Raw genomic sequence first — 20624 nt, 5'->3', positions numbered from 1 at the left:
CCCACCGCCAAGCCGCGCGGCGCCGCAAGCCATGTCGGCGGGTGCGCCGTCTGGCCACCCGCCGGCCCCGGGCGGCCAAGTTTCCACCCAGTCACGCGCTCTTCGCCAAGGCCAGCTTCTGCGCCGCGTTGACCAACGGCGCCAACCGCGTCCCGAAGTTGCGCACCGCCATTCCCGCCCGGGTGGCGGGTATCAGCATGGCGGCCGCCACAGGAACGTTGCGCTGCCTCGGATTCACCAGTTTCCGTTGCGTCGTCTCATAACGCCGGAACGCCGCCGCCGGATCCGCCGGGCTCGCGGCCAGCTCGGTGGCCAAAGTGTGCGCGCCGGACATCGCCAGCGTGGACCCGTCGCCGAACAGCGAGACACACGACGCCGCATCACCCGCGAGCACCACCCGGCCCACGGCCCAGCTCGGCAACCGCACACGCGAAACCGAATCGAGGTACAGGTCGCCGGCAGCACGCACCTGGTCGAGCAGCTCCGGCACCCGCCATCCCGCCTCTGCGTACGCGGTCTCCAGCAACCGCTTGTGCTGCTCCGTGTCTCGGTAGTCGAAGCCCGGCACCGCGGCGTGGCGGAACATGAACGCCACGATCCCGCGCTCCCGCGACGGGTGCACCGCCACCGCGCGGCCCGGCGAGTTGTACATGACGATCTCGGTCCGGTCCGGCACCGGCGCATCGAGCGGCATGGTCGCGACGTACACACCCATGTGCTCCACGAACTCCGGCTCCGGGCCGAACGTCAGCCGGCGCACGCCGGAATGCAGCCCGTCGGTGCCCACCACGAGGTCGAACCTCCGCGGCGAGCCGCGTTCGAAGGTGACGTCAACCCCGCCCTCGTCCTGTGCGAGCCCGGCCACCGAGTCGTGGAACACGTATTCCGCATCGCCGGCGCTCGCCTCGTACAGGATGCGCGCGAGGTCGGTGCGCGTCAGCTCGACGTCGGTGCCACCACCGTCGCCCATCGCCACCCGCCCGACGCTCTTCCCCCGGTCGTTCACGAACTTCATGCTCCGGACCGAGGTGGCCGCCTCCCGCAGCTGCTCGGTGAGGCCCATCTTCCGCGCGACCTCGGCGGCCGGCCCGCGGACGTCCACCGGGCTGCCGCTCGAACGCAGTCCGGCCGCGCGCTCCACCACGGTCGGTCGGTACCCCGCACGCGCCAGCCAGTAGGCGAGCGTGGGCCCGGCGACTCCCGCACCGGAGATCAGCACTGTCTTCGTGGTCATGATCTGCCATCCCTCCTGCCGCGGGTCACCCTGACCAACGGTCAGGATCGACGGTACACGCCTGTCCACCGGTCAGGCAAGGAGGTAGATTCGACAGCATGAACGAAGTCGTGCCGCCCGACACCCGCGCGCGCATCCTGCAGGTCGCCATGGACTTGTTCGCCTCGAACGGCTACCACGCGACCTCCGTGCGGGAAATCGCCGAACGCGTCGGTGTCACAAAAACCGCGGTTCTGTACCACTTCCCGGGCAAGGCCGAGATCATCACCGCGATGGCCGAGCCGATGCTGGTCGACCTGGAAGCCACCGTCGACGCGGCTCAGGCCCTGGCGTCGGACGCCGACGTCGCCCGCGACGCGATGGTCGAAGGTCTGCTCGACGTCTGGCTGCGCCACCGCTACCTGCTGCGGCTCAACCTGCGTGATCTGGGGCTGACCGCGTCCCAGTCGGTGTTCGACCGCTTCCGCGACGGCATGCTGCGGGCGAACCTGATCGTGGCCGGCCCTGACCCGGACTTCGCCGCCAACGTCCGCGCCGCGCAGGCCATCGCCATGCTGAGCGACCCGGTGGTCCTCTACGCCGACCACCCCGTCGACGAGCTGCGCGCCGCCGTGCTCGACGGCGTCCACCGCCTCTTCGGCGACTCACAACGCCACGCCGGGCGGGGCCGGCCGACCGTGATGACCGGCAACCTGCTCGTGATGTGCCGCAAGCTGCACGACCAGGGCTTCCCGGCCACGAAGATCGCCGACGAGCTGGGAGTTTCCCGGGCGACGGTCTACCGCCACCTGAAGGTCTAGCAATATTGAGACGCTTTATGATACTTTTGAGACACCAGCGACGCAGCAGACATCAACGAACACACATCCACGAGCACGAGACAGCACGGCACACGACGGCACCGACACGACAGCTCTGAGACAGCAGCTTCGAGAGAACAGCACCGAGAAAACCGCACCTCGAACACACCAGGAGGCGAATGGACGAAGCAGACCACTGACACCCACGCGGGGCGAGGCGTCAGCCCAGGACGGACCGGACCGTCTCCTCGTCACGGGCGACGACTGTGGTGCCGTCGTCGGCCGTGATGATCGGGCGCTGGATGAGCGCCGGGTTCGCCGCCAGCGCCTCGATCCAGCGGGCGCGGTCGGCGGGCGTGCGCGGCCACGACTTCAGGCCGAGCTCGGTCGCGACCTTCTCGCCGGTGCGCGTGATGTCCCACGGGTCGAGCCCGAGCCGGTCCAGCACGGCCTCGAGCTCGGCCGGAGTCGGCGGGTCCTCGAGGTACCGGCGCACGGTGTAGGTGGCGCCGGCCTCGTCGAGCAGCGACACGGCGGAGCGGCACTTCGAGCAACGCGGGTTGACCCAGATTTCCACGAGGGTCACCGTACGCGACCTACTTCGCGAACGCCTGCTTCTGGCACTGGTCGGCGAGCTTGTCGAGGTTGTCGTAGGTGTCGGACGAGCCGTCGTCGATCTGCCAGGTGAGGCCGTCGGCGTCGACGCTGGTGTCGGGGGCCACGTGCACGTGGGCGCCCTTGTCGGTCATGCACTTGACCATGTCGTGGAACTGGTCGTTGAACTTCGGGTTGGTCCGCGGGGAAAGCTCGGGCGGCTGCAGCGGCAGCTTTCCTTTGCAGGCCTCCTCGGCTTTCTTCGACTGGGGGCTGTCGTCGTTCATGTCGAGGGCGGGCGGGCTGTTCGGGTCGCCGACGGGGCCGGAGTGCCGTCCATCGAGGACGGCGTGGCCGTTGGTGCGGAGGCAGGAGTCGTAGGCGTCCCAGTAGGACTGTGTCTCCTCGGGGGAGCTGTCGAGGCGCAGTTGCGGGCGTCCGGCGTCGGAGTCGGTCGTGGTGGCCGACGACGAGGCGGGGGCGCCTGCGGACGCGCTGCCCGTGTCGAGCGTGGCGACCTGCGGGGCAGCAGGCGAGCCGGAGCAGGCGCTGAGCAGGACGAACGCGGCGCCGGCGACGAAGAAGGAGATGGATGAACGCACGTTTGTGAGCGTGGCAGGAGGTTGTGAGGAAGCTATGACGATGGAGTCAGGAGGCCACTAGGACGAAGTCCCGAGGGCCAATGCCCCACGGGTCGCGACGGGTGCCACGGATCACCCGCCGGTGGAGGGTCGTTTCGGCGTACCGTTCATCCATGGACATGCCTCTGGCCACCGACCGCCTCGTGATCCGGGACTGGTCGATCGACGACGCCGACGCCGCGTTCCGCATCTACGGCACGGACGAGGTCACTCACTGGCTGACGCCCGCGATGGACCGCGTCACCGACGTCGCGGCGATGCGCTCGGTGCTGCAAGCGTGGCAGGAAGCCCAGCCGAACCTGGCCCCGCCGCGCGGGCGCTGGGCCGTGGCACGCACGTCGGACGGTGCCGTCGTGGGCGGGCTCGGGATCCGGCTGCTGCCGCCGTTCCAGGAGGACCTGGAGCTGAGCTGGCAGCTACACCCGGACGCCTGGGGCAAGGGTTACGCGACGGAATCGGCGCGGGCGCTGATCGAGTGGGCGTTCACGCAGGACACCGAGGAGCTCTTCGCCGTGGCGCGGCCCTCCAACACGCGCGCCATCGCGACGGCCAAGCGCCTCGGCATGCAGTGGGTCGGCGAAACGTCGAAGTACTACGACCTGCGGCTGCAGGTGTACCGCATCCGCCACAGCGACATCATCTAGCGGGCCGGCGCTCGCGCGCGCCCACCCGACAGACGCGCCCATCCAACAGACGCGCCCACCAGACAGAGTGGCAACGCGCTGATGTGCCTGCGCCACGCCGAAGGGGCGGCAGTGCTCCCGCATGCCGGTCCGACAGCGCGGCAGCGTTCCCGCGCGCCAGCCGAACAGCGCGGCGGCGTTCCCGCGCGGCAACCGCCGGGGCAAGCCCTCCCACGCTCGCGCCGGTGAATTCCGGGCGAACAGCAAGGAAAAAGCGTCAACGAGCGGGCGGACAGGACGGACCGAGAAGCAGGGTCAGGCAGCCGTATAGCGCGCGAAAATGGCTGCCTGTCCCTGTTTCACACCGGTGTCGTCGACGAGGTTCCACATCGTCACGTCTTCGATCCAGAAGCGACGGCCCGACTTGGCGATGCGCCGGCCGCGGTAGCCGCTGACGAAGCCGTGGGTGGTGACGGCCTCGACGAGGGCGTCACGGTCCTCCTGCCGGTCCGGCTCGGCGGAGAGGCGTGAGGGCAAGCCGCGGAACTCGGTCCAGCCGAGTTCGAACGCGTGCTGGGCGACGAGGTTGGCGTAGGTGAAGCGGGGGTCGTCGGCGGTGTCGTGGGCCAGGAGGCCGAAGGGGGCGTCCTCGTAGAGGTGGCGGGCGGCGTCCGACCTGGCGTCGATCAGCGGTTTGCCGACTACGCGGCGGTAGCTGTCCACGAGCAGCCGGGCGAAAGCGGCGTCCAGCGGTGACGACCCGAAGTCGGACAACCCAGTACCCTGCGACATGGCATCAAGGTACGCCCGCCGCCAAAGACCGTCGCACCACGGGTGATCGCCAGGTCCACTATGGACTCCGGACCGAAGAAAACTCGCCACGGCCTCCCCTCGGGACCGTGGCGAGCCGTCCGACCCAAGAGCCCGATGGACTACGCGTTGACCGGAGTCCAGAGCTCGTCGATCTCCCGCTCCGCCGCCGCCATGCTCTCGGCCGCCAGATCGCGCAGGTCGGCCATCGCCGGGTTGGTGTCCGCCAGCGTCAGCTCCGCGGCGATGAACCGCGGCTCGATGCCGGTGATCGCCAGGCCGTGCGGGAGCCAGGATTCGGCGTGGTCCCAGCCGAAGCGCGGGGTGCCCTCGCCGTAGCCACCGCCGCGGGAGGCGAGGACGAGGAACTCGCGGCCGTCGAGCAGGCCGGTGCCCGTGGCCGGGTCGAAGGCGAGACCGGGGGCGATCAGGTGGTCGACCCAGGCCTTCACGACGCTCGGGGCGCCGTAGTTGTACAGGGGCAGGCCGAGCAGCACCGTGGACGCCTCGCGGACCTCGCCGACGAGCTCCTCGGTGAGCTTCCACGACTCGTTCTGCTCCGGCGTGCGCTGCTCGGCAGGCACGAGGCGGGCGAGACCGGACGCGGCGTCGAAGTGCGGGACCGGGTTGGCGCCCAGGTCGCGGTAGGTGACGGTGCCGTCGGGGTGGGCGGCCCGCCACGCGGCGGCAGCGCGGGCGCTGAGCGCTCGGCTGACCGAGCGGTCGCCGTTGATGCTGGAGTCGATGTGGAGAAGATGAGGCATCTCGTTCGCCGTCCATGGATAGTTTGTGTAGGACAAATCATTTATAGCACATGGACGACTCGTGAGTTCTCGTATACTGGACTCATGGCCTCGCTCCCGGTCGTCAACCAGCCGCCCCACCGGTGCGGCGCACTGCTCGACCATCTCTCGCGGCGCGTGCGGACGCGGGCGGAATCGGTGTTGACGCCCATGAACCTGCGCCCCCGCCACCTGCTCACGCTCACCGTGCTGCGCGACCACGGCAGCAGCACCCAGCAGGCCCTGGCCGCCACCCTCGGCATCGACAGCACCAACCTCGTCGGCCTGCTCAACGACCTCGAGGCCGACAACCTCATCGAGCGCCGCCGCTCCCCCGAGGACCGCCGCCGGCACGTGGTGGAGCTCACCGACGTCGGGGCGAAGAAGCTGGCCAAGGCCGAGTTCGCCATGGCCGCCGTCGAGGACGAGGTGCTCTGCGCCCTGAGCGTCGAGCAGCGCGAACAGCTCTACAGCCTCCTCCAGCAGGCCACCGCCACCACGGAGGTCGAAGCCTGCGTCGCCGCCGACGACACCGTCCGCACCCACGTGCAGGCCTGCGTCGCGGAGGACGATCAGCCGCTGCAGAGGTAGCCCGCGGCGCACCGGAAAGCGCGTTGAAAAACCGGCCCCACCCCCTCCTCGTGATCGCGGCCCACAATGGGTACGCCCTGAGGGGAGGATCGATGGCCGACACCGTGACCAGGCCCGTTCCGGTTCCGCTGCGACCGGCGTGGCGCGGGCCGAAGGGCGGGCAGATCCTGAAGATCGCCCGCACGACGGACCACAAGACGATCGGTGTCCTCTACCTCTCGACGTCGTTCGCGTTCTTCCTCGTCGGCGGCCTCACCGCGCTGCTGATGCGCGCGGAGCTCGCCCAGCCCGGCATGCAGTTCCTGTCACCTGAGCAGTACAACCAGCTGTTCACCATGCACGGCACGATCATGCTGCTGCTGTACGCGACCCCGAACCTCTTCGGCTTCGCCAACTTCATCGTGCCGCTGCAGATCGGGTCGCCCGACGTGGCGTTCCCGCGGCTGAACGCGTTCTCCTACTGGCTGTACCTGTTCGGCGGGCTGATCGTGATCAGCAGCTACCTCACGCCCGGCGGCCCGCCCGACTTCGGCTGGACCGCGTACACGCCGCTGTCCAACGCCATCCACTCGCCGGGCATCGGCGGCGACCTGTGGATCACCGGGCTGATCATCTCGGGGCTCGGCACGATCCTGGGCGCAGTGAACATGGTGACGACGATCGTCACGTTGCGCTGCCCCGGCATGACGATGTGGCGGATGCCCATCTTCACCTGGAACATCCTGCTCACCGCCGTGCTGATCCTGCTCGCGTTCCCGATCCTCACGGCCGCACTGTTCGGGCTGCTCGCCGACAGACACATCGGTGCACACGTCTTCGATCCGGCCAACGGCGGCGCCATCCTGTGGCAGCACCTGTTCTGGTTCTTCGGGCACCCGGAGGTCTACATCGTCGCGCTGCCGTACTTCGGCATCGTCACGGAGATCATTCCCGTCTTCAGCCGGAAACCGCTCTTCGGCTACCGGACGATGGTGTTCGCGACGATCGCGATCACCGGCCTGTCCGCGACCGTCTGGGCACACCACATGTTCGCGACCGGCGCCGTGCTGCTGCCGTTCTTCTCGTTCATGACCTTCCTCATCGCCGTGCCCACGGGGATCAAGTTCTTCAACTGGATCGGCACGATGTGGAAGGGGCAGCTGACGTTCGAGTCGCCGATGCTGTGGTCGATCGGCTTCCTCGTCACGTTCCTGCTCGGCGGGCTCACCGGCGTCATCCTCGCCGCGCCCGCGCTCGATTTCCACGTGCACGACAGCTACTTCGTCGTCGCCCACTTCCACTACGTGCTGTTCGGGACGATCGTGTTCGCCACGTTCGCCGGCATCTACTTCTGGTTCCCCAAGATCACCGGCCGCATGCTCGAAGAGCCGCTGGCCAAGTGGCACTTCTGGACGACGTTCATCGGCTTCCACACCACGTTCCTGATCCAGCACTGGCTCGGCGACGCCGGCATGCCGCGCCGCTACGCCGACTACCTGCCCACCGACGGGTTCACCCTCATGCACACCATCTCCACGATCGGGTCGTTCATCCTGGGCGCCTCGGTGCTGCCCTTCATCTGGAACGTGGTGAAGAGCTACCGCTTCGGCGCTCGCGTCGACACCGACGATCCGTGGGGCTTCGGCAACTCGCTGGAGTGGGCGACGACGTGCCCACCGCCGCGGCACAACTTCCTCGAGCTGCCCCGCATCCGTTCCGAACGGCCGGCGTTCGAGCTGCACTACCCGCACATGGTGGAGCGCCTGCGCGAGGAGGGCCACGTGCGCCGCGGCGGGCGCCACCGGGCGCTCGCGAGCGAGTCCGCGGCGGCGAACGAGGAGGACCGCTGATCGAAAGTGTCCTACGCTGCCTTGAGGAGGGCGGATCATGGACTCTGCGGCGGAGCGGCTCGAGAAGTACCGCGAGATGCGCGACTTCCAGCGCACCGCCGAGCCCGCGGGCGGCGACGCGGCCACCACGCCGGGAAACCGCTTCGTCGTGCAGCGCCACCGCGCCCGCCGCCGGCACTACGACCTGCGCCTGGAGCTGGGCGGCGTGCTCATCAGCTGGGCCGTGCCGAAGGGCCCGACGCTCGACCCGAAGGTGCGGCGCATGGCCGTGCACGTGGAGGACCACCCGCTCGAATACGCCGATTTCGAGGGCGTGATCCCGCACGGCGAGTACGGCGGCGGCGACGTGATCGTGTGGGACCGCGGCACCTGGGAGCCCGTCGACACCGACGATCCCGAGCAGGCGCTCGCCGACGGCAACCTGCACTTCGACCTGTTCGGCGAGAAGCTCGCCGGCCGCTTCGTGCTCATCCACCCCAGCCGCGACGGCGACGGGAAGCAGTGGCTGCTGCTGCACAAGCAAGACGACCACGCCACCGCCGGCTGGGACGCCGAAGACCACCCGCAGTCCGTGAAGAGCGGCCTCACCAACGACGAGATCAAGGCCGCTCCCCCCGCGCTCTGGCGCAGCGACCTGCCCGCGGCCGAGGCGGAGGTGCGGCTCGCGCCCGAGTTCACCCCCGCGTCTTCCTCGGAGCTGAAAGCGCTCGACGAGCTCGACACGCGCGGCAGCTGGGCGGTCGCCGGACAGAAGCTGGCGCTGACCAACCTCGACAAGGTGCTCGTCCCCGGCCGTGACGGTGAGGACCCGATCACCAAACGCGAGCTCATCCGGTACTACACGCGCATCGGCCCGACGATGCTGCCCTACCTCGCCAACCGCGCGCTCAACACACACCGGTTCCCCGGCGGCATCGAGAAACCCGGCTTCTGGCACAAGGAAGTGCCCGACCACGCGCCGAAGTGGCTGCACCGCTGGCACTACGAGGAAGCCGATCCCGACGACGTGCAGCAGTACCTCGTGCCCGAAGGCGTCGCCGACCTGGCGTGGCTGGCGAACTTCGGCGCGCTCGAGCTGCACGCGTGGACGTCGCGGATCGAGGACGTCGAGCACCCCACGTGGACGTTGTTCGACATCGACCCCGGCCCGGAGACGTCGTTCGACGACGTGCTCGCCCTCGCGCGCTTGCACCGCACCGCTTTGGAGCACCTCGGGCTCGTCGGGCTGCCGAAAGTCACGGGACAGCGCGGGATCCAGGTGTGGGTGCCGGTGGAACCGCGCTACACGTATGCGGAAACGCGCAAGTGGGCCGAGACCGTGTCGAAGACGATCGGGCGCACGCTGCCCGATTTGGTGAGCTGGGCGTGGCACAAGGACCGCCGCGGGGGCAAGGCACGGCTGGACTACACGCAGAACGTGCTGAACAAAACGCTCGTCGCGCCCTACAGCATCCGCCCGCGGCCGGGTGCGCCAGTTTCCGTGCCGCTGCGATGGGAAGAGCTCGACGATCCAATTCTCACTCCCGACCACTGGACGATTCGGACAGTCCTCGAACGAGTCGAGACCGTCGGCGATCCGTTCGCGACGTTGCTGGGGGTGGAGCAGCAGCTGCCGAAACTGTGAGTTATCACCGGTTCAGCAGCACCTGGAGTGCGCTCCAGGCCTAGGGTCGTGCCCATGCGATTCGGAATGTTCGTTCCCCAGGGCTGGCGTCACGACCTCGTCGATATCGACCCGGCCGACCACTGGACCACGATGCTCGACCTCGCCCGCTTCGCCGACGCGGGACCGTTCGAGTCGATCTGGGTCTACGACCACTTCCACACCGTGCCCGTGCCGAGCGACGAAGCCACCCACGAGGCGTGGAGCCTCATGGCGGCCTACGGCGCCGCGACTTCGCGCGTGCGGCTGGGGCAGATGTGCACCTGCATGGCGTACCGCAACCCCGCGTACCTCGCGAAGGTCGCGGCCACCATCGACGTGATCTCCGGCGGCCGCGTGGAGATGGGCATCGGCGGCGGCTGGTACGAGCACGAGTGGCGCGCGTACGGCTACGGCTTCCCCAGCGCCGGCGAGCGCCTCGGCATGCTCGACGAGGGCGTCGAGATCATGCGCCAGCTCTGGACCGAGGGCAAAGCCACCCTCGACGGCAAGCACTACCAGGTCGACGGCGCCATCTCCCGCCCCCTTCCCTTGCAGGACGGCGGAATCCCCCTGTGGATCGCCGGCGGCGGCGAGAAGAAGACCCTGCGCACGGCTGCGAAGTACGCCCAGTACACCAACTTCGTCGGCGACGTCGAGGGCTTCAAGCACAAGTCGTCGGTGCTGGAGGGCCACTGCAAGGAACTCGGCACGGACTTCGGTTCGATCGTCCGCTCGGCCAACTACAACGTCGTGATCGGCGAAACCGAGAAGGACGTGCAGGACCGGCTGGCGTGGATCCGTTCGCACTACGAGCGGTATCTGCCGGCGGATGTGCTGGAGTCCACCGTCACCAGCTTCGAGAACGGCCCGCTGGTGGGCACGCCGGAGCAGATCGTGGAGCGGCTGAAGGAGATGGAGGATCTCGGGATGACGTACGCGATCTCCTACTTCGTGGAGGCGGCGTATGACCGGTCGGGCCTCGAGCTTTATGCGTCCAAGGTGATTCCGGAGCTGGTCTGAAATTTGTCGTTTGCCGGCCGGTGCCTGTTCGGGGTGCCGGCCGGCTTTTGTTGGCAGTTCGGTAAGCCAGACGCGAAGCGCTGCAGGAAGTCAGAGCAGAGACTCCAGAACGTCGGGAAGCGCCACCAACACCGTGGCAACCAAGGCAAACGGCACCACCCACAAAGCCACAAACCCCAGCTGCCGCAGCGAACGCACCCCTAGCCCCAGCACCACACCGAGAGCGAGCAGAGTCGCCACCGCCAAGGCGACGGAGCCGAGGTGAGGCCATTCGCGGGCGGCGTCCGCGAGGAGGAGGCCCACGGCGGCGGCCGTGGCGAGGGTGCCGGCACGGGTGGGGGCGCCGACGAAGCGGAAGGCCAGGCCGAGGGCGCCTGCGAGGACGGCCAGGAAACACCACAGCACCACGGTCTGGGTGTCGATCGAGTAGGGCATGCCCGGGTATTTGAGGCCGTACATGACTTTCTTGCCCACGTAGAACGCCACCACGGCCGGCAGGAGGGCGGCGACGGTGCGGACGTACGCACGGCGCGGCCCGCGGCCGGCGGAGACGGCGACCACCAGCGCGATCCACAGGACGAAGGCGTGCGCGAGGAGGCGGAGGCCGGCGTTGTAATACGCGAAGGCCGCGAAGGCGCCGGATACCAGGCCACCGGCGACGGCGAGGGCTTCGCCCGCGCCGACGGGCCGTCGGGTCAAAGAGTCGGTCATGTGTCCCCCCAAGAACGCAGACCTTACCGGTGAAGCGGCGATCAGCGTTTCGTCAGCACCACCAGATAGCGGCAAACGTCCGGAGTCGGGTTCACATAGGTGCACGGCGCCGGGCGGCCCAACTGCAGGCAATCCCCCGCGTCGAGTTCGTGCACCGTGGAGCCCTCGACGAAGCGGAGGTGGCCCGACAAGACCCAGATCAGGTGGTCCGCGAACGCATAAGAATCCGCCGGAAAGCCGACCGAAGCACCGGCCGGCAGGGAGACCTCGACGAGTTCCGTGGAACCCGGCGGTGAGACAGCGCGGCGCACATACCCCGTGACCGGGTCGGTCCACGTCGGTTGGTCCGAAAGCCGCATGAGGCGACGGTCGGAGCCGGCCTCGGCGCGCGCGACGAGTTCCGACAAGGTCAGGCCCAACGCGGACGCGAGCCGGCTCAGCAGCACCGCCGTGGGTTGGGCCTCGCCGCGTTCGATTTTGCCGATCATGGCGCGCGAGACGCCCGAGCGTTCGGCCAGGGTGCCGGCGGAGAGGTCGTGGGCGAGGCGGGCGTCGCGCAGGGTCGAGGCCAGGGAGGCTGACAGGGGGTCCGTCACAAGATGACACTATAACAGCCAATAGCCGCTACTATAGTGAACCATGCTGATCCGAGACGCCGACGATCGCGACGCCGAAGCGTGCGCGGAGATCTACGCGCCATACGTGCGCGACACGACGATCACGTTCGAGACGGAGCCGCCGACCGGCGCGGAAATGGCGGAGCGCATCAGGCGCGCCGCGAAGACGCACGCGTGGCTGGTGCTGGAGATCGACGGGCGCGTGGCCGGGTACGCGTACGGCGGACCGTTCAAGGAGCGCGCCGCGTACCGCTGGTCGTGCGAGGTGAGCGTGTACCTGGAGCTGGGGCGGCGACGCACGGGTGGCGGCCGCGCGCTGTACGAAGCGCTCTTCGCACGCCTCGCGGAGCGCGGGTTCCGGACGGCCGTCGCGGGGATGACGCTGCCGAACGAGCCCAGCGTCGGCCTGCACACGGCGCTGGGGTTCGAGCCCGTGGGCACGTACCGGCGCATCGGGTGGAAACACGGAGCGTGGCGGGACGTGGCGTGGGCGCAGCGCTCGCTCGTGCCCGATTCGGACCAATCGCCGGAGGAACCACGCTGAGCAGTGCAGAATGGAGCCCATGAGCGCCGACCTCGACGAGCTGCGCAGACTGCGCCGGGCCCGTGACCGGATGGACCGCGAGTACGCCGAACCCCTCGACGTGCCCGCGCTCGCCCGCACGGCGCTGATGTCGACGGCGCACTTCAGCCGCCGCTTCCGCGAGGCGTACTCGGAGACGCCGTACTCCTACCTGATGACCCGCCGCATCGAACGCGCCAAGACGCTGCTGCGCAATGGTCTCACCGTCACCGAAGCGTGCTTCGCCGTCGGGTGTACGAGCCTCGGGTCGTTTTCGGCTCGGTTCACGGAGCTCGTCGGCGATACGCCCTCGGCCTACCGCGCGCGCGACCACGAGCACGTCGCCGCAGTGCCGCCGTGCCAGACGATGGTGGCGACGCGGCCGCGCAAGACCGGCGGCGCGCCGCGGCAGAGCAGTTTTGGAGAAGCGTCCGTCGGCGCGTCCGCATAACCTCACGGCATGACTGTTTCCATCGCCGCCGTGCACGTGATCGTCGACGATCCCGACGCGGCCGTCGCGTTCTACAGAGACACGCTGGGCTTCAAGGTGCGCAACGAGGTCGCCAACGACGGCTTCCGCTGGGTCACCCTCACCACCGACACCCAGCCTGAGATCGAGATCGTGCTGTCGCAGCCGCACGCCGGCCGGTCCAAGGCCGACGGCGACACCGTGGCCGCGCTGCTCGCCAAGGGGGAGCTCGGCGCGATCAACCTGCGCACGGACAACCTCGACGAGACGTTCGCCAAGGTCGCCGCCGCGCCCGGCGCCGAGGTGCTGCAGGAGCCGGCCGACCAGTTCTGGGGCGTGCGCGACGCCGCCGTGCGCGACCCGGCGGGGAACCTCGTGCGGATCGCCCAGGCCTAGTCAGGCCCGGTCAGTCTCCACTGATGTCGAGGTCCTCGATGTCCTGCTCGAGCCGGGCGCGCCAGGACCACTGAGGCTGGGTCCAGTCGGTGTCGTCGGCCGGGGGCTCGCCCAGCGGCAGCGCCTGGTCGGCCACGCCGTGGGTCACGCGGTACGCCAGCGCCGACGTCGCCGCGCGGATCCACCGGTCCCCCGCCGCACCGGACGGCGGGGCGACGCCGAACGCGTGCGTGAACCACACGGGCAACAACGCGCTGGAGCCGATCGCGTCGGTGATGCGCTCGCGCAGCTTGGAGTGCAGCTCTTCCCAGTCGCGTTCGGACTTCTCGATCTGGGGCAGCACGCGGGTGCGCGTGACGTCGTCGGCGTCGAGCACCTGCTGCGCGGCCTCGGCGTCCTTGACCGCGGCGGGCAGCTGACGATCGAGGACACCGCGGCGACGGGCGACCACTTCGGACAGTCGTGACTCGGCGCTACCGCGGTTTTCGTCGCCGTGCTGGGTGGCCGCGAGGATGGCGAGCACGTTGATGAGCGCGTTTTCGCTCTCTGCCAACGCTTCGCGCGCCTGCGGCAGCCGCGCGATGTCCTCTTCGTACGGACGGCGCTGGTTGGCCGTCATCAGCTGCGCGGCCAGCGCGTGGCGACGTTCGGCATCGGCGGCGAGCTTGCGCAACGCGGGGCCGACGTCGTCGAGGTCCACCACCGGCACCTTCTCCGACACACGCACCGCGCGTTCGAGCAACTGCAGGCGCTGGCGCAGCCGTTCGAGCTGGCGCGTGGCGAGGTCGAGGCGGGACTCGTGGCGGACCTGGGCGTCGGAGAAGGACTCGAACGACTCGCGAAGCTCCGTCAGCTCGCGCCCGGTGCGCGACTCGAGGTCGACGACGGTTTCCTGCATGCCGTCGACGGTTTCGGACAGCGCGTCGAACTCGCTGTCCGTTTCCTCCTCGCCTTCGGGGTAGTACTCGGTGTCGGGGTAGTACTCGGAGTAGGTCATCGGACCTCCTGCACCAGGAACACGACGGTGACCGCGGTCGCGACCGCGGCGAGCACCACCAGGATCGTCTGCACGGCGCCCGGGACCAGCAGCGACGCGGCCGTGAGCCCCGCCGCGGCCGCCCCCGTGTACGCGGCGCGCAGCCGCCGGTCGACCATCAGCGGCGTCGGCCCGAGCGACCCGAGCGCGATCCGCAGGCCGGCGCCGAGCAGCGGCAGCGCGAACAGGATCCACACCGCGCTGATACCGCCGAACAGCATCAGCGCGCCCGCCACCATCCCCACCGCGACGGGCGCCGCCGCCAGGTACAGCGACAGCCGCTGCGCGCCGGTCCGCCGCGCCTCCAGCTTCGCCGCGCGCACCTGCTCGGTCGCGATCTCCACCTCGTGCTCCGTGCGCAGCAGGTCCTCCGCCGCGTCGACCAGGCTGTCGAGGGCACGCGTCCGCTCATCCCCGGCTTCCGGCAGGGCACCCAGCCGCGCCCGCATGGTCTCCTGCACCCGGGCGACGCGCGCCGTCGCCTGCTCGCGCTTGTGCTGCGCTGGCGTAGTCACCCGGCCACTGTAGGTACGAACCGCGCCAACCTCCGGGAACGACGCGGCTTGCCGTGGAGTGTCGCCGCCGGTCAGATGACGCCGAAGAGGCAGAACCCGCCGTCGGGCCCCTGCCGCAGCGTGAACGTGGCGCGGTAGGGCGTCGGGTTTCCGGGAAAGTCCGAGTCGACGTCTACGAACTGCGTGATCTCGTGCAGCGGCTCGACCTCCCGGACGCGGTAGTGCCCCACGTTCGGGTCCGCGAAATGCCCGTGCACCAGCGAGGCCGGACTCTCGTCCGCCGACTCGCACACATACGCGGCGGCTCCGGCGAGGTCGTGGGCATTGAGCTTGCCGAGAAGCTCGTTCATCAACTGCGGCTCAGGCAGAGTGCCGGCGGCGCCGACCGGGTGGTTCTTGTTCAGGAAGAACCCGGGTGCGACGAAGCCCGTGATCGCGGCGCCGGCCGCCAGCACCACGACCACGCCGAGGGTGATCCAGAGCCAGAGGAGGCTCCGCTTCTTGGGCTGCGGCGGGTAGCCGGGTGGTGGGTAGCCGGGTTGGGCCCACTGTTGCTGCGGGTATGGCTGCTGCGGGTAGGGCTGCTGCTGGGACGGGTAGGGCTGTTGTTGCGGGTACGGCTGCTGGGGGTAGGGCTGCTGCGGATACGGCCCACCCGGCTGCGGCGGGTAACTCATCGTCGTCCTCGGAAGCTCACCGAACGTAAGTTACCCACATCGCGAGCGTAATTCTCGCCGAGGCTGGCGCAGCACCCAGCCGCCGAACTTTGCCCCTCAGTGCCCCCTCCGCCGCCAGACAGACCCCCGCCCTCCCTGGGGGGCGTGCCCTTGTCCAGTCTATCGGCCACCCCCGACAAAACCCGTGGCCAACCCAGTCGGAGGGCGAAGTTGTCCACAACTCGGGGTGGGTGTGGACAACTTCCGTTCAGCCCTCCGTTGAGCGGCAAAACCGGGGCTGCTGGGCGAGTTCTCCAGGGCCGAATCACCAGCGCATCCCGCTAATCGACAACCGTTCACCGCCGTCCGAGCGATTCCGCGCGGCAAGGCGCAACGCGCGGTTGAACTCCGGGGATCTCCCCGAGGTGCCGCCGCCGTGGACCGGGCAGAATCGAGCGGTGCGGATCAGCTTGCTCGGCCCTCTGGAGGTCCGGACGGACGACGGCGCGCCCGTCGAGGTCGCGGGCGCGCGGCTGCGGGCGCTGCTCAGTGCGCTGGCGCTGGAGCCCGGCCGGGAAGTGTCGGCGGCTCGGCTGGTCGACGCGGTGTGGGGCGAGCACCCGCCGGCGACTAGCAACGCGTTGCAGGCGCTCGTTTCGCGGCTGCGCAAGGCCGGGGTGACGCTGGAGTCGACGCCCACGGGGTACCGGCTGTCGGCGAGTGTGGACGCGGCGCGGTTCGAGGAACTGGTCGCGAAGGCGCGGCAGGTGGGCGATGCGGAGACCGTCACGCTGCTGCGGCAGGCGCTGGATCTGTGGCGGGGTCCCGGTCAAGCCGACAGCACTTATTTCCAAGCCCCGCTCGCCCGGCTCACCGAGCTGCGGTTGGGCGCGGCGGAGGACCACGCCGAGGCGGCGCTGCGGTTGGGCGGCGGCGAGGAGCTGGTCGCGGAGCTCACCACGCTCTTGTCGGAACACCCGTTACGCGAACGCCTCGCCGCCGCGCTCATGCGCGCCCTGCGTGCCGCCGGGCGGCCTGCCGACGCGCTGACGGTCTACGAACGCGTCCGCAAAGCCCTCGCGGAAGAGCTCGGCACGGACCCGTCGGCGCAGCTTTCCGCGCTGCACACGGCAATCCTGCGCGATTCCCCTGTGGACAGTCACGACGAGCCGCGCAACAACCTGCGGGCCGGCCTCACGAGCTTCGTCGGCCGCGACGCCGACGTCGCCCAGGTCGCCAAGCTCGTCGCCGAATACCGCCTCACCACGCTGACCGGGCCGGGCGGCGCCGGGAAAACGCGCCTGGCCACCGAAACCGCCCGCACGCTCCTCGATCGCACGCGCGGCGACGTCTGGCTCGTCGAACTCGCCCCGATCACCGACGGCGCCGACGTCGCCCAGACCGTCCTCACCACCCTCGGCCTGCGCGAACAGGGCCAGCTCGGCCTGACCGCCGGCGGCACGCCCGTCGACCGGGCCGTCGGCGCCCTGCGTGGCCGCGAAGCGCTGCTGGTGCTCGACAACTGCGAGCACGTCATCGACGCCGCCGCCGAGCTGGCCGAACGGCTTCTCGGCGAATGCCCCCGCCTGCGCATCGTCGCGACGAGCCGCGAACCGCTCGCCGTCACGGGGGAAGCCTTGTGGCCGGTGGAGCCGCTCGCCCTGCCACCGCAGGACGCGACCGTCGCCGACGCCATGGCCTGCGCTTCCGTGCGCCTCCTCGCGGACCGCGCCGCGGCGGTGCGCCCGGGCTTCGAGGTGAGCGCGTCGACCGTCGACGCCGTCACCCGCATCTGCCGCGCCCTCGACGGCATGCCCCTCGCCGTCGAACTGGCCGCCGCGCGCCTGCGCTCCCTCACCATCGCCCAACTGGCCGCCCGCCTCGACGACCGCTTCCGTCTCCTGACCGCCGGCAGCCGCACAGCGCTCCCCCGGCACCGCACCCTGCGCGCAGTCGTCGATTGGAGCTGGGAACTCCTGTCCGACGCCGAGCGCACCCTGCTGCGCCGCCTCGCCGTCTTCTCCGGCGGCGCCACCTCCGAAGCAGCCGCTGCGGTCTGCGGCACCGAGGATGCTCCTGACCTGCTCACAGCCCTTGTCGACAAGTCTCTCCTCGTCGTTTCGGACACGCCCGAACCGCGCTACACCATGCTCGAAACCATCAAGGCCTACGCCCTGGAGCGCCTCACCGAAGCCGCCGAACCCGAACTGTTGCGACGCGCCCACGCCACCTGGTTCGCCCAGCTCGCCGAAGCCGCCGATCCCCACCTGCGCCGCGCCGAACAGCTCGAATGGCTCGCCCGCCTCACCGCTGACCACGGCAACCTCACCTCCGCCGTCCGTTCCGCCATCACCGCAGGCGACGCAGCCACGGCGATCCGCCTCGTCGTCGCCTCCGGCTGGTATTGGCTCCTGGGCGGCCACCGCGCCGAAGGCATGGAACTGATCGTCGCCGCCCTCGCCGTCCCCGGCGAGGTGGACAACGAAGACCGCGCCTCCGCCAACGCCCTCTGCGTCCTCTTCTCCACAGCCGGTTTGGCCGACGACCGCTCCGCCGAGTCCTGGATCCACACCGCCATGGAACTGACGGACGGCGGCCCGCGCGCCCACCCGGCCCTCCGCTTCATGGCCCCGCTCGAACAACTGTTGTCCGGCACCCCAACCGGCGCACCCCCACGTCTGGACACTTTGGACACCCTCCTGGCCGACGAAGACCCCTGGCTCCGCGCCCACGCCCGCCTCACCCGCGCCCGCCTGCAGTTCAACACCAGCCACGGCCGCGCCGCCACCGAAGCCGACCTCGAAGAATCCGTGCGCTTGTTCCGCCTCACCGGCGAACGCTGGGGCCGCTCCCTGGCCCTGAGCAGCCTCGCCGAACTCATCGCCCGCAACGGCGAACTCCACCGAGCCGTCGACCACTACTCCGAAGCCATCGACGTCGTCACGGAAATCGGCACGCTAGAAGACGTCCTGTACATCTGGGGCCGCCAAGCCCAACTCTTCTGGCTGATGGGCGACCCCGCTTCTGCCGACGCCGCCCTCGCCGCCGCCGACCGTGATGCTGCGGTAGTAGTTTCTCCGGACGCACTCGCCGGCCTCGCTCAGGCCAAGGGCGACCTGGCCCGGTGGCGCGGAGACTCCGGCGCTGCGGTGAGGTTCTTTGACCGGGCCGAGAGCTTGGTCCAGCACCTGCCCTTGCATCCCCTCTTCCAAGCAATGATGACTCAGTCACGCGCATTCGTGAACGCCGACAACGGCCATCTCGCCGAGGCCGCAACCCGCCGCCGCGCCGCCTTCGACCTGACCACCACAGCCGGCGACGCGATGTATTTATCACAAGTGGTTGTGGGGATTGCAGATCACGCCCTTCGCATCGGCCAGCCGGAACACGCGGCACACCTACTGAAGACAGCCTACGAACTGAGCGGCGGCCCAGACCACAGCTCACCCGACGCAGTGCGGTTGGGCCACTTGATCAATGTGGATGATGTGGAACCGATGAGCATGGATGTCTTGGACACCATGGTCACCTCGGTTCTCGAGTAGCACCCAGGCTCGCCGGTCGCCACACGAACCTGCAATAACCCTCCACCGACGGCCAGGCACCCACTTTCCGCCAGATACGCCATCTATCGACAGACAGCGGGTGCACCCAACCCAGGATCTCCCCAACCAATCCCCCGACCTTTCCCCGGCCGGCCCCCGACGAAGGTGAAACCACACGGCTCGGGGTAGCTTGTCAAGGTACTCTTTCCCGCCTTGACAAGCTACCCCGAGCCGTAGTGACAATTGAACTTCGGGGAGCCATCTGAAGGTTTGTCTTTTAATCTTTTGATCTTTAAAACCAAAGACAAACGATTAAAAGAAGATACACATGGCTCGCCCCCGCCGCACTCAATGGTAGAAGATAGTGCTTCGCCGGGGGCCGGCCGGGGAAAGGTTAGCCGGAGAAACCGACGGCTTTGTCGGGTGGCTGAGTTGGGAGTCGTGCCTGCCGATCGGTGACCATTGGGAAGATGGTTGGCCCGCTGACCCGGTGCGTTCCAAGAGTGGCTGAGCCGCGTGACGGTCGGAATGTGACCGTTGGATAGGTCGGTCACCAAGGCCCACACGATCCGTCCCCCACCACGCCCGGGCGCCGAGACACTCACCCCCACCCCCTCATAGACAGCCGTGGTGCGATGAACACCATGGAGATCCGAGAAATGCGCGCCTTCGTCGCCGTGGTCGAGGAGGGTGGGCTGTCGGCGGCGGCGCGGCGGTTGCACGTGAGCCAGCCGGCGGTGTCGCAGACGGTGCAGGCGCTGGAGCGGCAGCTGGGGGTGCAGTTACTGGTCCGCAGCAACGCGGGTGTGCAGCCCACCGAGGCCGGGATGACGTTGGCGGGTGAGGCGCGCGCGGTGCTGGCGCGGCATGACCAGGCGGTGGCGGCGGTGACGCGGCATGCGTCGGGGAGTCTGTTGCGCGTCGGGATGCCGTTGGAGTTGCCGCCGGATTTGATGGCGCGGGCGTTGGCCGATCTGGCCGCCGCGTTTCCGGACACGAGGGTGCAGGTGGTGCACGCGTCGACGACCGGGCAGTTCGGGCTGTTGCAGAAGGGCGAGCTCGAGTTGGGCCTCGTGCGCGAGCGGCCGGTGGGGCCGGAGCTCGACGCGATGCCGGTGCTGGAGGAGAAGCTCGGGGTGCTGCTGTCGAAGGAGCAGGCCGGCAAGCTCGCGGGGCCCGACGGAATCCGGCTCGACGCGCTGGTCGGGCTGGAGTGGATCGGGTTCCCGAGGGAGGGCAGCCCGGCGTGGTACGACGAGGTGACCGCGATCTTCCGTTCGCACGGTCTCGAAATCGGCCCCGATCCGACGGCCGGGCACTCGCTGATCTCCGAGCTCAAGTTCGCCGCCGTGAGCGCGGGTGGCACGTTCACGCTCGCGCCGCCGAACTGGACGCAGCCCATCCCCGAGCACCTGGCTTGGTGTCCGCTGCTCGGGTCCCCACTCGTGCGACGGACGTGGGCGGTGTGGGCGGCGGCGTCGCACCGGCGTGACCTCGGGCATCTGGTGGCGGCACTGGACGTCTTATAAGGGTCATAAGCGAGCGGTA

Annotated in this window: 21 protein-coding genes; 11 read left to right on the top strand and 10 right to left on the bottom strand. The window is 69.3% G+C overall.

The genetic code is table 11. The features are described 5' to 3' along the window. Positions 1-91 precede the first annotated feature (91 nt). A complete protein-coding gene (locus K1T34_RS25490; RefSeq protein ID WP_220246694.1) occupies positions 92-1234 on the bottom strand; it encodes an FAD-dependent monooxygenase in 1143 nt (380 codons plus the stop codon). 98 nt (positions 1235-1332) lie between these two features. Here K1T34_RS25490 and K1T34_RS25485 point away from each other — a divergent pair, with 98 nt between their 5' ends. Then, on the top strand, positions 1333-2034 hold the full coding sequence (locus K1T34_RS25485; protein ID WP_255638702.1) for a TetR family transcriptional regulator: 702 nt from the start codon (positions 1333-1335) through the stop codon (positions 2032-2034). A gap of 220 nt (positions 2035-2254) precedes the next feature. Here K1T34_RS25485 and K1T34_RS25480 read toward each other — a convergent pair whose 3' ends face one another. Continuing rightward, positions 2255-2611 carry an arsenate reductase family protein gene (locus K1T34_RS25480; protein ID WP_220247407.1) on the bottom strand — a complete coding sequence of 119 codons (357 nt, stop codon included), beginning with the start codon at positions 2609-2611 and terminating at the stop codon, positions 2255-2257. Positions 2612-2630: 19 nt separating this feature from the next. Further along, positions 2631-3230: a hypothetical protein gene (locus K1T34_RS25475; protein ID WP_220246693.1), complete on the bottom strand. Its 600-nt coding sequence runs from the start codon at positions 3228-3230 to the stop codon at positions 2631-2633. Between the two features lie 152 nt (positions 3231-3382). On the opposite strand from K1T34_RS25475, the gene K1T34_RS25470 reads away from it, so the two are divergent. After that, positions 3383-3913 (top strand): GNAT family N-acetyltransferase, encoded by a 531-nt coding sequence (locus K1T34_RS25470; RefSeq protein ID WP_220246692.1) that lies wholly within the window; start codon positions 3383-3385, stop codon positions 3911-3913. 294 nt (positions 3914-4207) lie between these two features. On the opposite strand, the gene K1T34_RS25465 is transcribed toward K1T34_RS25470, so the two are convergent. Together K1T34_RS25465 and K1T34_RS25460 are read right to left on the bottom strand one after the other, a co-directional pair. Next, complete coding sequence (locus tag K1T34_RS25465; protein WP_220246691.1) at positions 4208-4684, bottom strand: MEKHLA domain-containing protein; 477 nt, start codon at positions 4682-4684, stop codon at positions 4208-4210. Positions 4685-4824: 140 nt separating this feature from the next. Then, complete coding sequence (locus K1T34_RS25460; protein WP_220246690.1) at positions 4825-5466, bottom strand: FMN-dependent NADH-azoreductase; 642 nt, start codon at positions 5464-5466, stop codon at positions 4825-4827. A gap of 84 nt (positions 5467-5550) precedes the next feature. On the opposite strand from K1T34_RS25460, the gene K1T34_RS25455 reads away from it, so the two are divergent. The 4 genes from K1T34_RS25455 to K1T34_RS25440 all read left to right on the top strand — a co-directional run bounded on the left by K1T34_RS25455 (position 5551) and on the right by K1T34_RS25440 (position 10569). Beyond that, positions 5551-6075, top strand: coding sequence for a MarR family winged helix-turn-helix transcriptional regulator (locus tag K1T34_RS25455; protein ID WP_220246689.1), 525 nt, complete (start codon positions 5551-5553; stop codon positions 6073-6075). Between the two features lie 92 nt (positions 6076-6167). Further along, positions 6168-7904 (top strand): cytochrome c oxidase subunit I, encoded by a 1737-nt coding sequence (gene ctaD, locus K1T34_RS25450; protein ID WP_220246688.1) that lies wholly within the window; start codon positions 6168-6170, stop codon positions 7902-7904. Between the two features lie 37 nt (positions 7905-7941). Beyond that, positions 7942-9528: a non-homologous end-joining DNA ligase gene (gene ligD, locus K1T34_RS25445; protein WP_220246687.1), complete on the top strand. Its 1587-nt coding sequence runs from the start codon at positions 7942-7944 to the stop codon at positions 9526-9528. A gap of 54 nt (positions 9529-9582) precedes the next feature. Then, positions 9583-10569 (top strand): LLM class F420-dependent oxidoreductase, encoded by a 987-nt coding sequence (locus tag K1T34_RS25440; RefSeq protein ID WP_220246686.1) that lies wholly within the window; start codon positions 9583-9585, stop codon positions 10567-10569. 90 nt (positions 10570-10659) lie between these two features. On the opposite strand, the gene K1T34_RS25435 is transcribed toward K1T34_RS25440, so the two are convergent. Both K1T34_RS25435 and K1T34_RS25430 read right to left on the bottom strand, forming a co-directional pair. Then, entirely contained in the window at positions 10660-11280 is a 621-nt protein-coding gene (locus K1T34_RS25435; RefSeq protein ID WP_220246685.1) for a hypothetical protein, read from the bottom strand. A gap of 41 nt (positions 11281-11321) precedes the next feature. After that, a complete protein-coding gene (locus K1T34_RS25430; RefSeq protein WP_220246684.1) occupies positions 11322-11876 on the bottom strand; it encodes an XRE family transcriptional regulator in 555 nt (184 codons plus the stop codon). A gap of 43 nt (positions 11877-11919) precedes the next feature. Here K1T34_RS25430 and K1T34_RS25425 point away from each other — a divergent pair, with 43 nt between their 5' ends. The 3 genes from K1T34_RS25425 to K1T34_RS25415 are packed head-to-tail and all read left to right on the top strand — an operon-like array spanning position 11920 to position 13324. Further along, on the top strand, positions 11920-12441 hold the full coding sequence (locus K1T34_RS25425) for a GNAT family N-acetyltransferase (RefSeq protein WP_220246683.1): 522 nt from the start codon (positions 11920-11922) through the stop codon (positions 12439-12441). A 19-nt stretch (positions 12442-12460) separates the two neighbouring features. Continuing rightward, positions 12461-12910, top strand: coding sequence for a helix-turn-helix transcriptional regulator (locus K1T34_RS25420; RefSeq protein ID WP_255638701.1), 450 nt, complete (start codon positions 12461-12463; stop codon positions 12908-12910). Positions 12911-12919: 9 nt separating this feature from the next. Next, positions 12920-13324: a VOC family protein gene (locus tag K1T34_RS25415; protein ID WP_220246681.1), complete on the top strand. Its 405-nt coding sequence runs from the start codon at positions 12920-12922 to the stop codon at positions 13322-13324. Positions 13325-13334: 10 nt separating this feature from the next. On the opposite strand, the gene K1T34_RS25410 is transcribed toward K1T34_RS25415, so the two are convergent. The 3 genes from K1T34_RS25410 to K1T34_RS25400 all read right to left on the bottom strand — a co-directional run bounded on the left by K1T34_RS25410 (position 13335) and on the right by K1T34_RS25400 (position 15552). Continuing rightward, positions 13335-14321 carry a hypothetical protein gene (locus K1T34_RS25410; RefSeq protein ID WP_220246680.1) on the bottom strand — a complete coding sequence of 329 codons (987 nt, stop codon included), beginning with the start codon at positions 14319-14321 and terminating at the stop codon, positions 13335-13337. Then, positions 14318-14875, bottom strand: a complete 558-nt coding sequence (locus K1T34_RS25405; RefSeq protein WP_220246679.1) for a hypothetical protein — start codon at positions 14873-14875, stop codon at positions 14318-14320. The genes K1T34_RS25410 and K1T34_RS25405 overlap by 4 nt, the downstream gene beginning before the upstream one ends. 71 nt (positions 14876-14946) lie before the next feature. Then, positions 14947-15552: a hypothetical protein gene (locus K1T34_RS25400; protein ID WP_220246678.1), complete on the bottom strand. Its 606-nt coding sequence runs from the start codon at positions 15550-15552 to the stop codon at positions 14947-14949. A gap of 437 nt (positions 15553-15989) precedes the next feature. On the opposite strand from K1T34_RS25400, the gene K1T34_RS25395 reads away from it, so the two are divergent. Together K1T34_RS25395 and K1T34_RS25390 are read left to right on the top strand one after the other, a co-directional pair. Then, a complete protein-coding gene (locus tag K1T34_RS25395; RefSeq protein WP_220246677.1) occupies positions 15990-19076 on the top strand; it encodes a BTAD domain-containing putative transcriptional regulator in 3087 nt (1028 codons plus the stop codon). A gap of 644 nt (positions 19077-19720) precedes the next feature. Further along, a complete protein-coding gene (locus tag K1T34_RS25390) occupies positions 19721-20605 on the top strand; it encodes a LysR family transcriptional regulator (protein WP_255638700.1) in 885 nt (294 codons plus the stop codon). Positions 20606-20624 lie beyond the last annotated feature (19 nt).

Origin of the sequence: Amycolatopsis sp. DSM 110486, assembly GCF_019468465.1 — a bacterium.
Lineage (GTDB): Bacteria > Actinomycetota > Actinomycetes > Mycobacteriales > Pseudonocardiaceae > Amycolatopsis.
The sequence above is the reverse complement of the archived record's forward strand: the minus strand, read 5'-3'. Positions and strand labels throughout refer to the sequence as shown.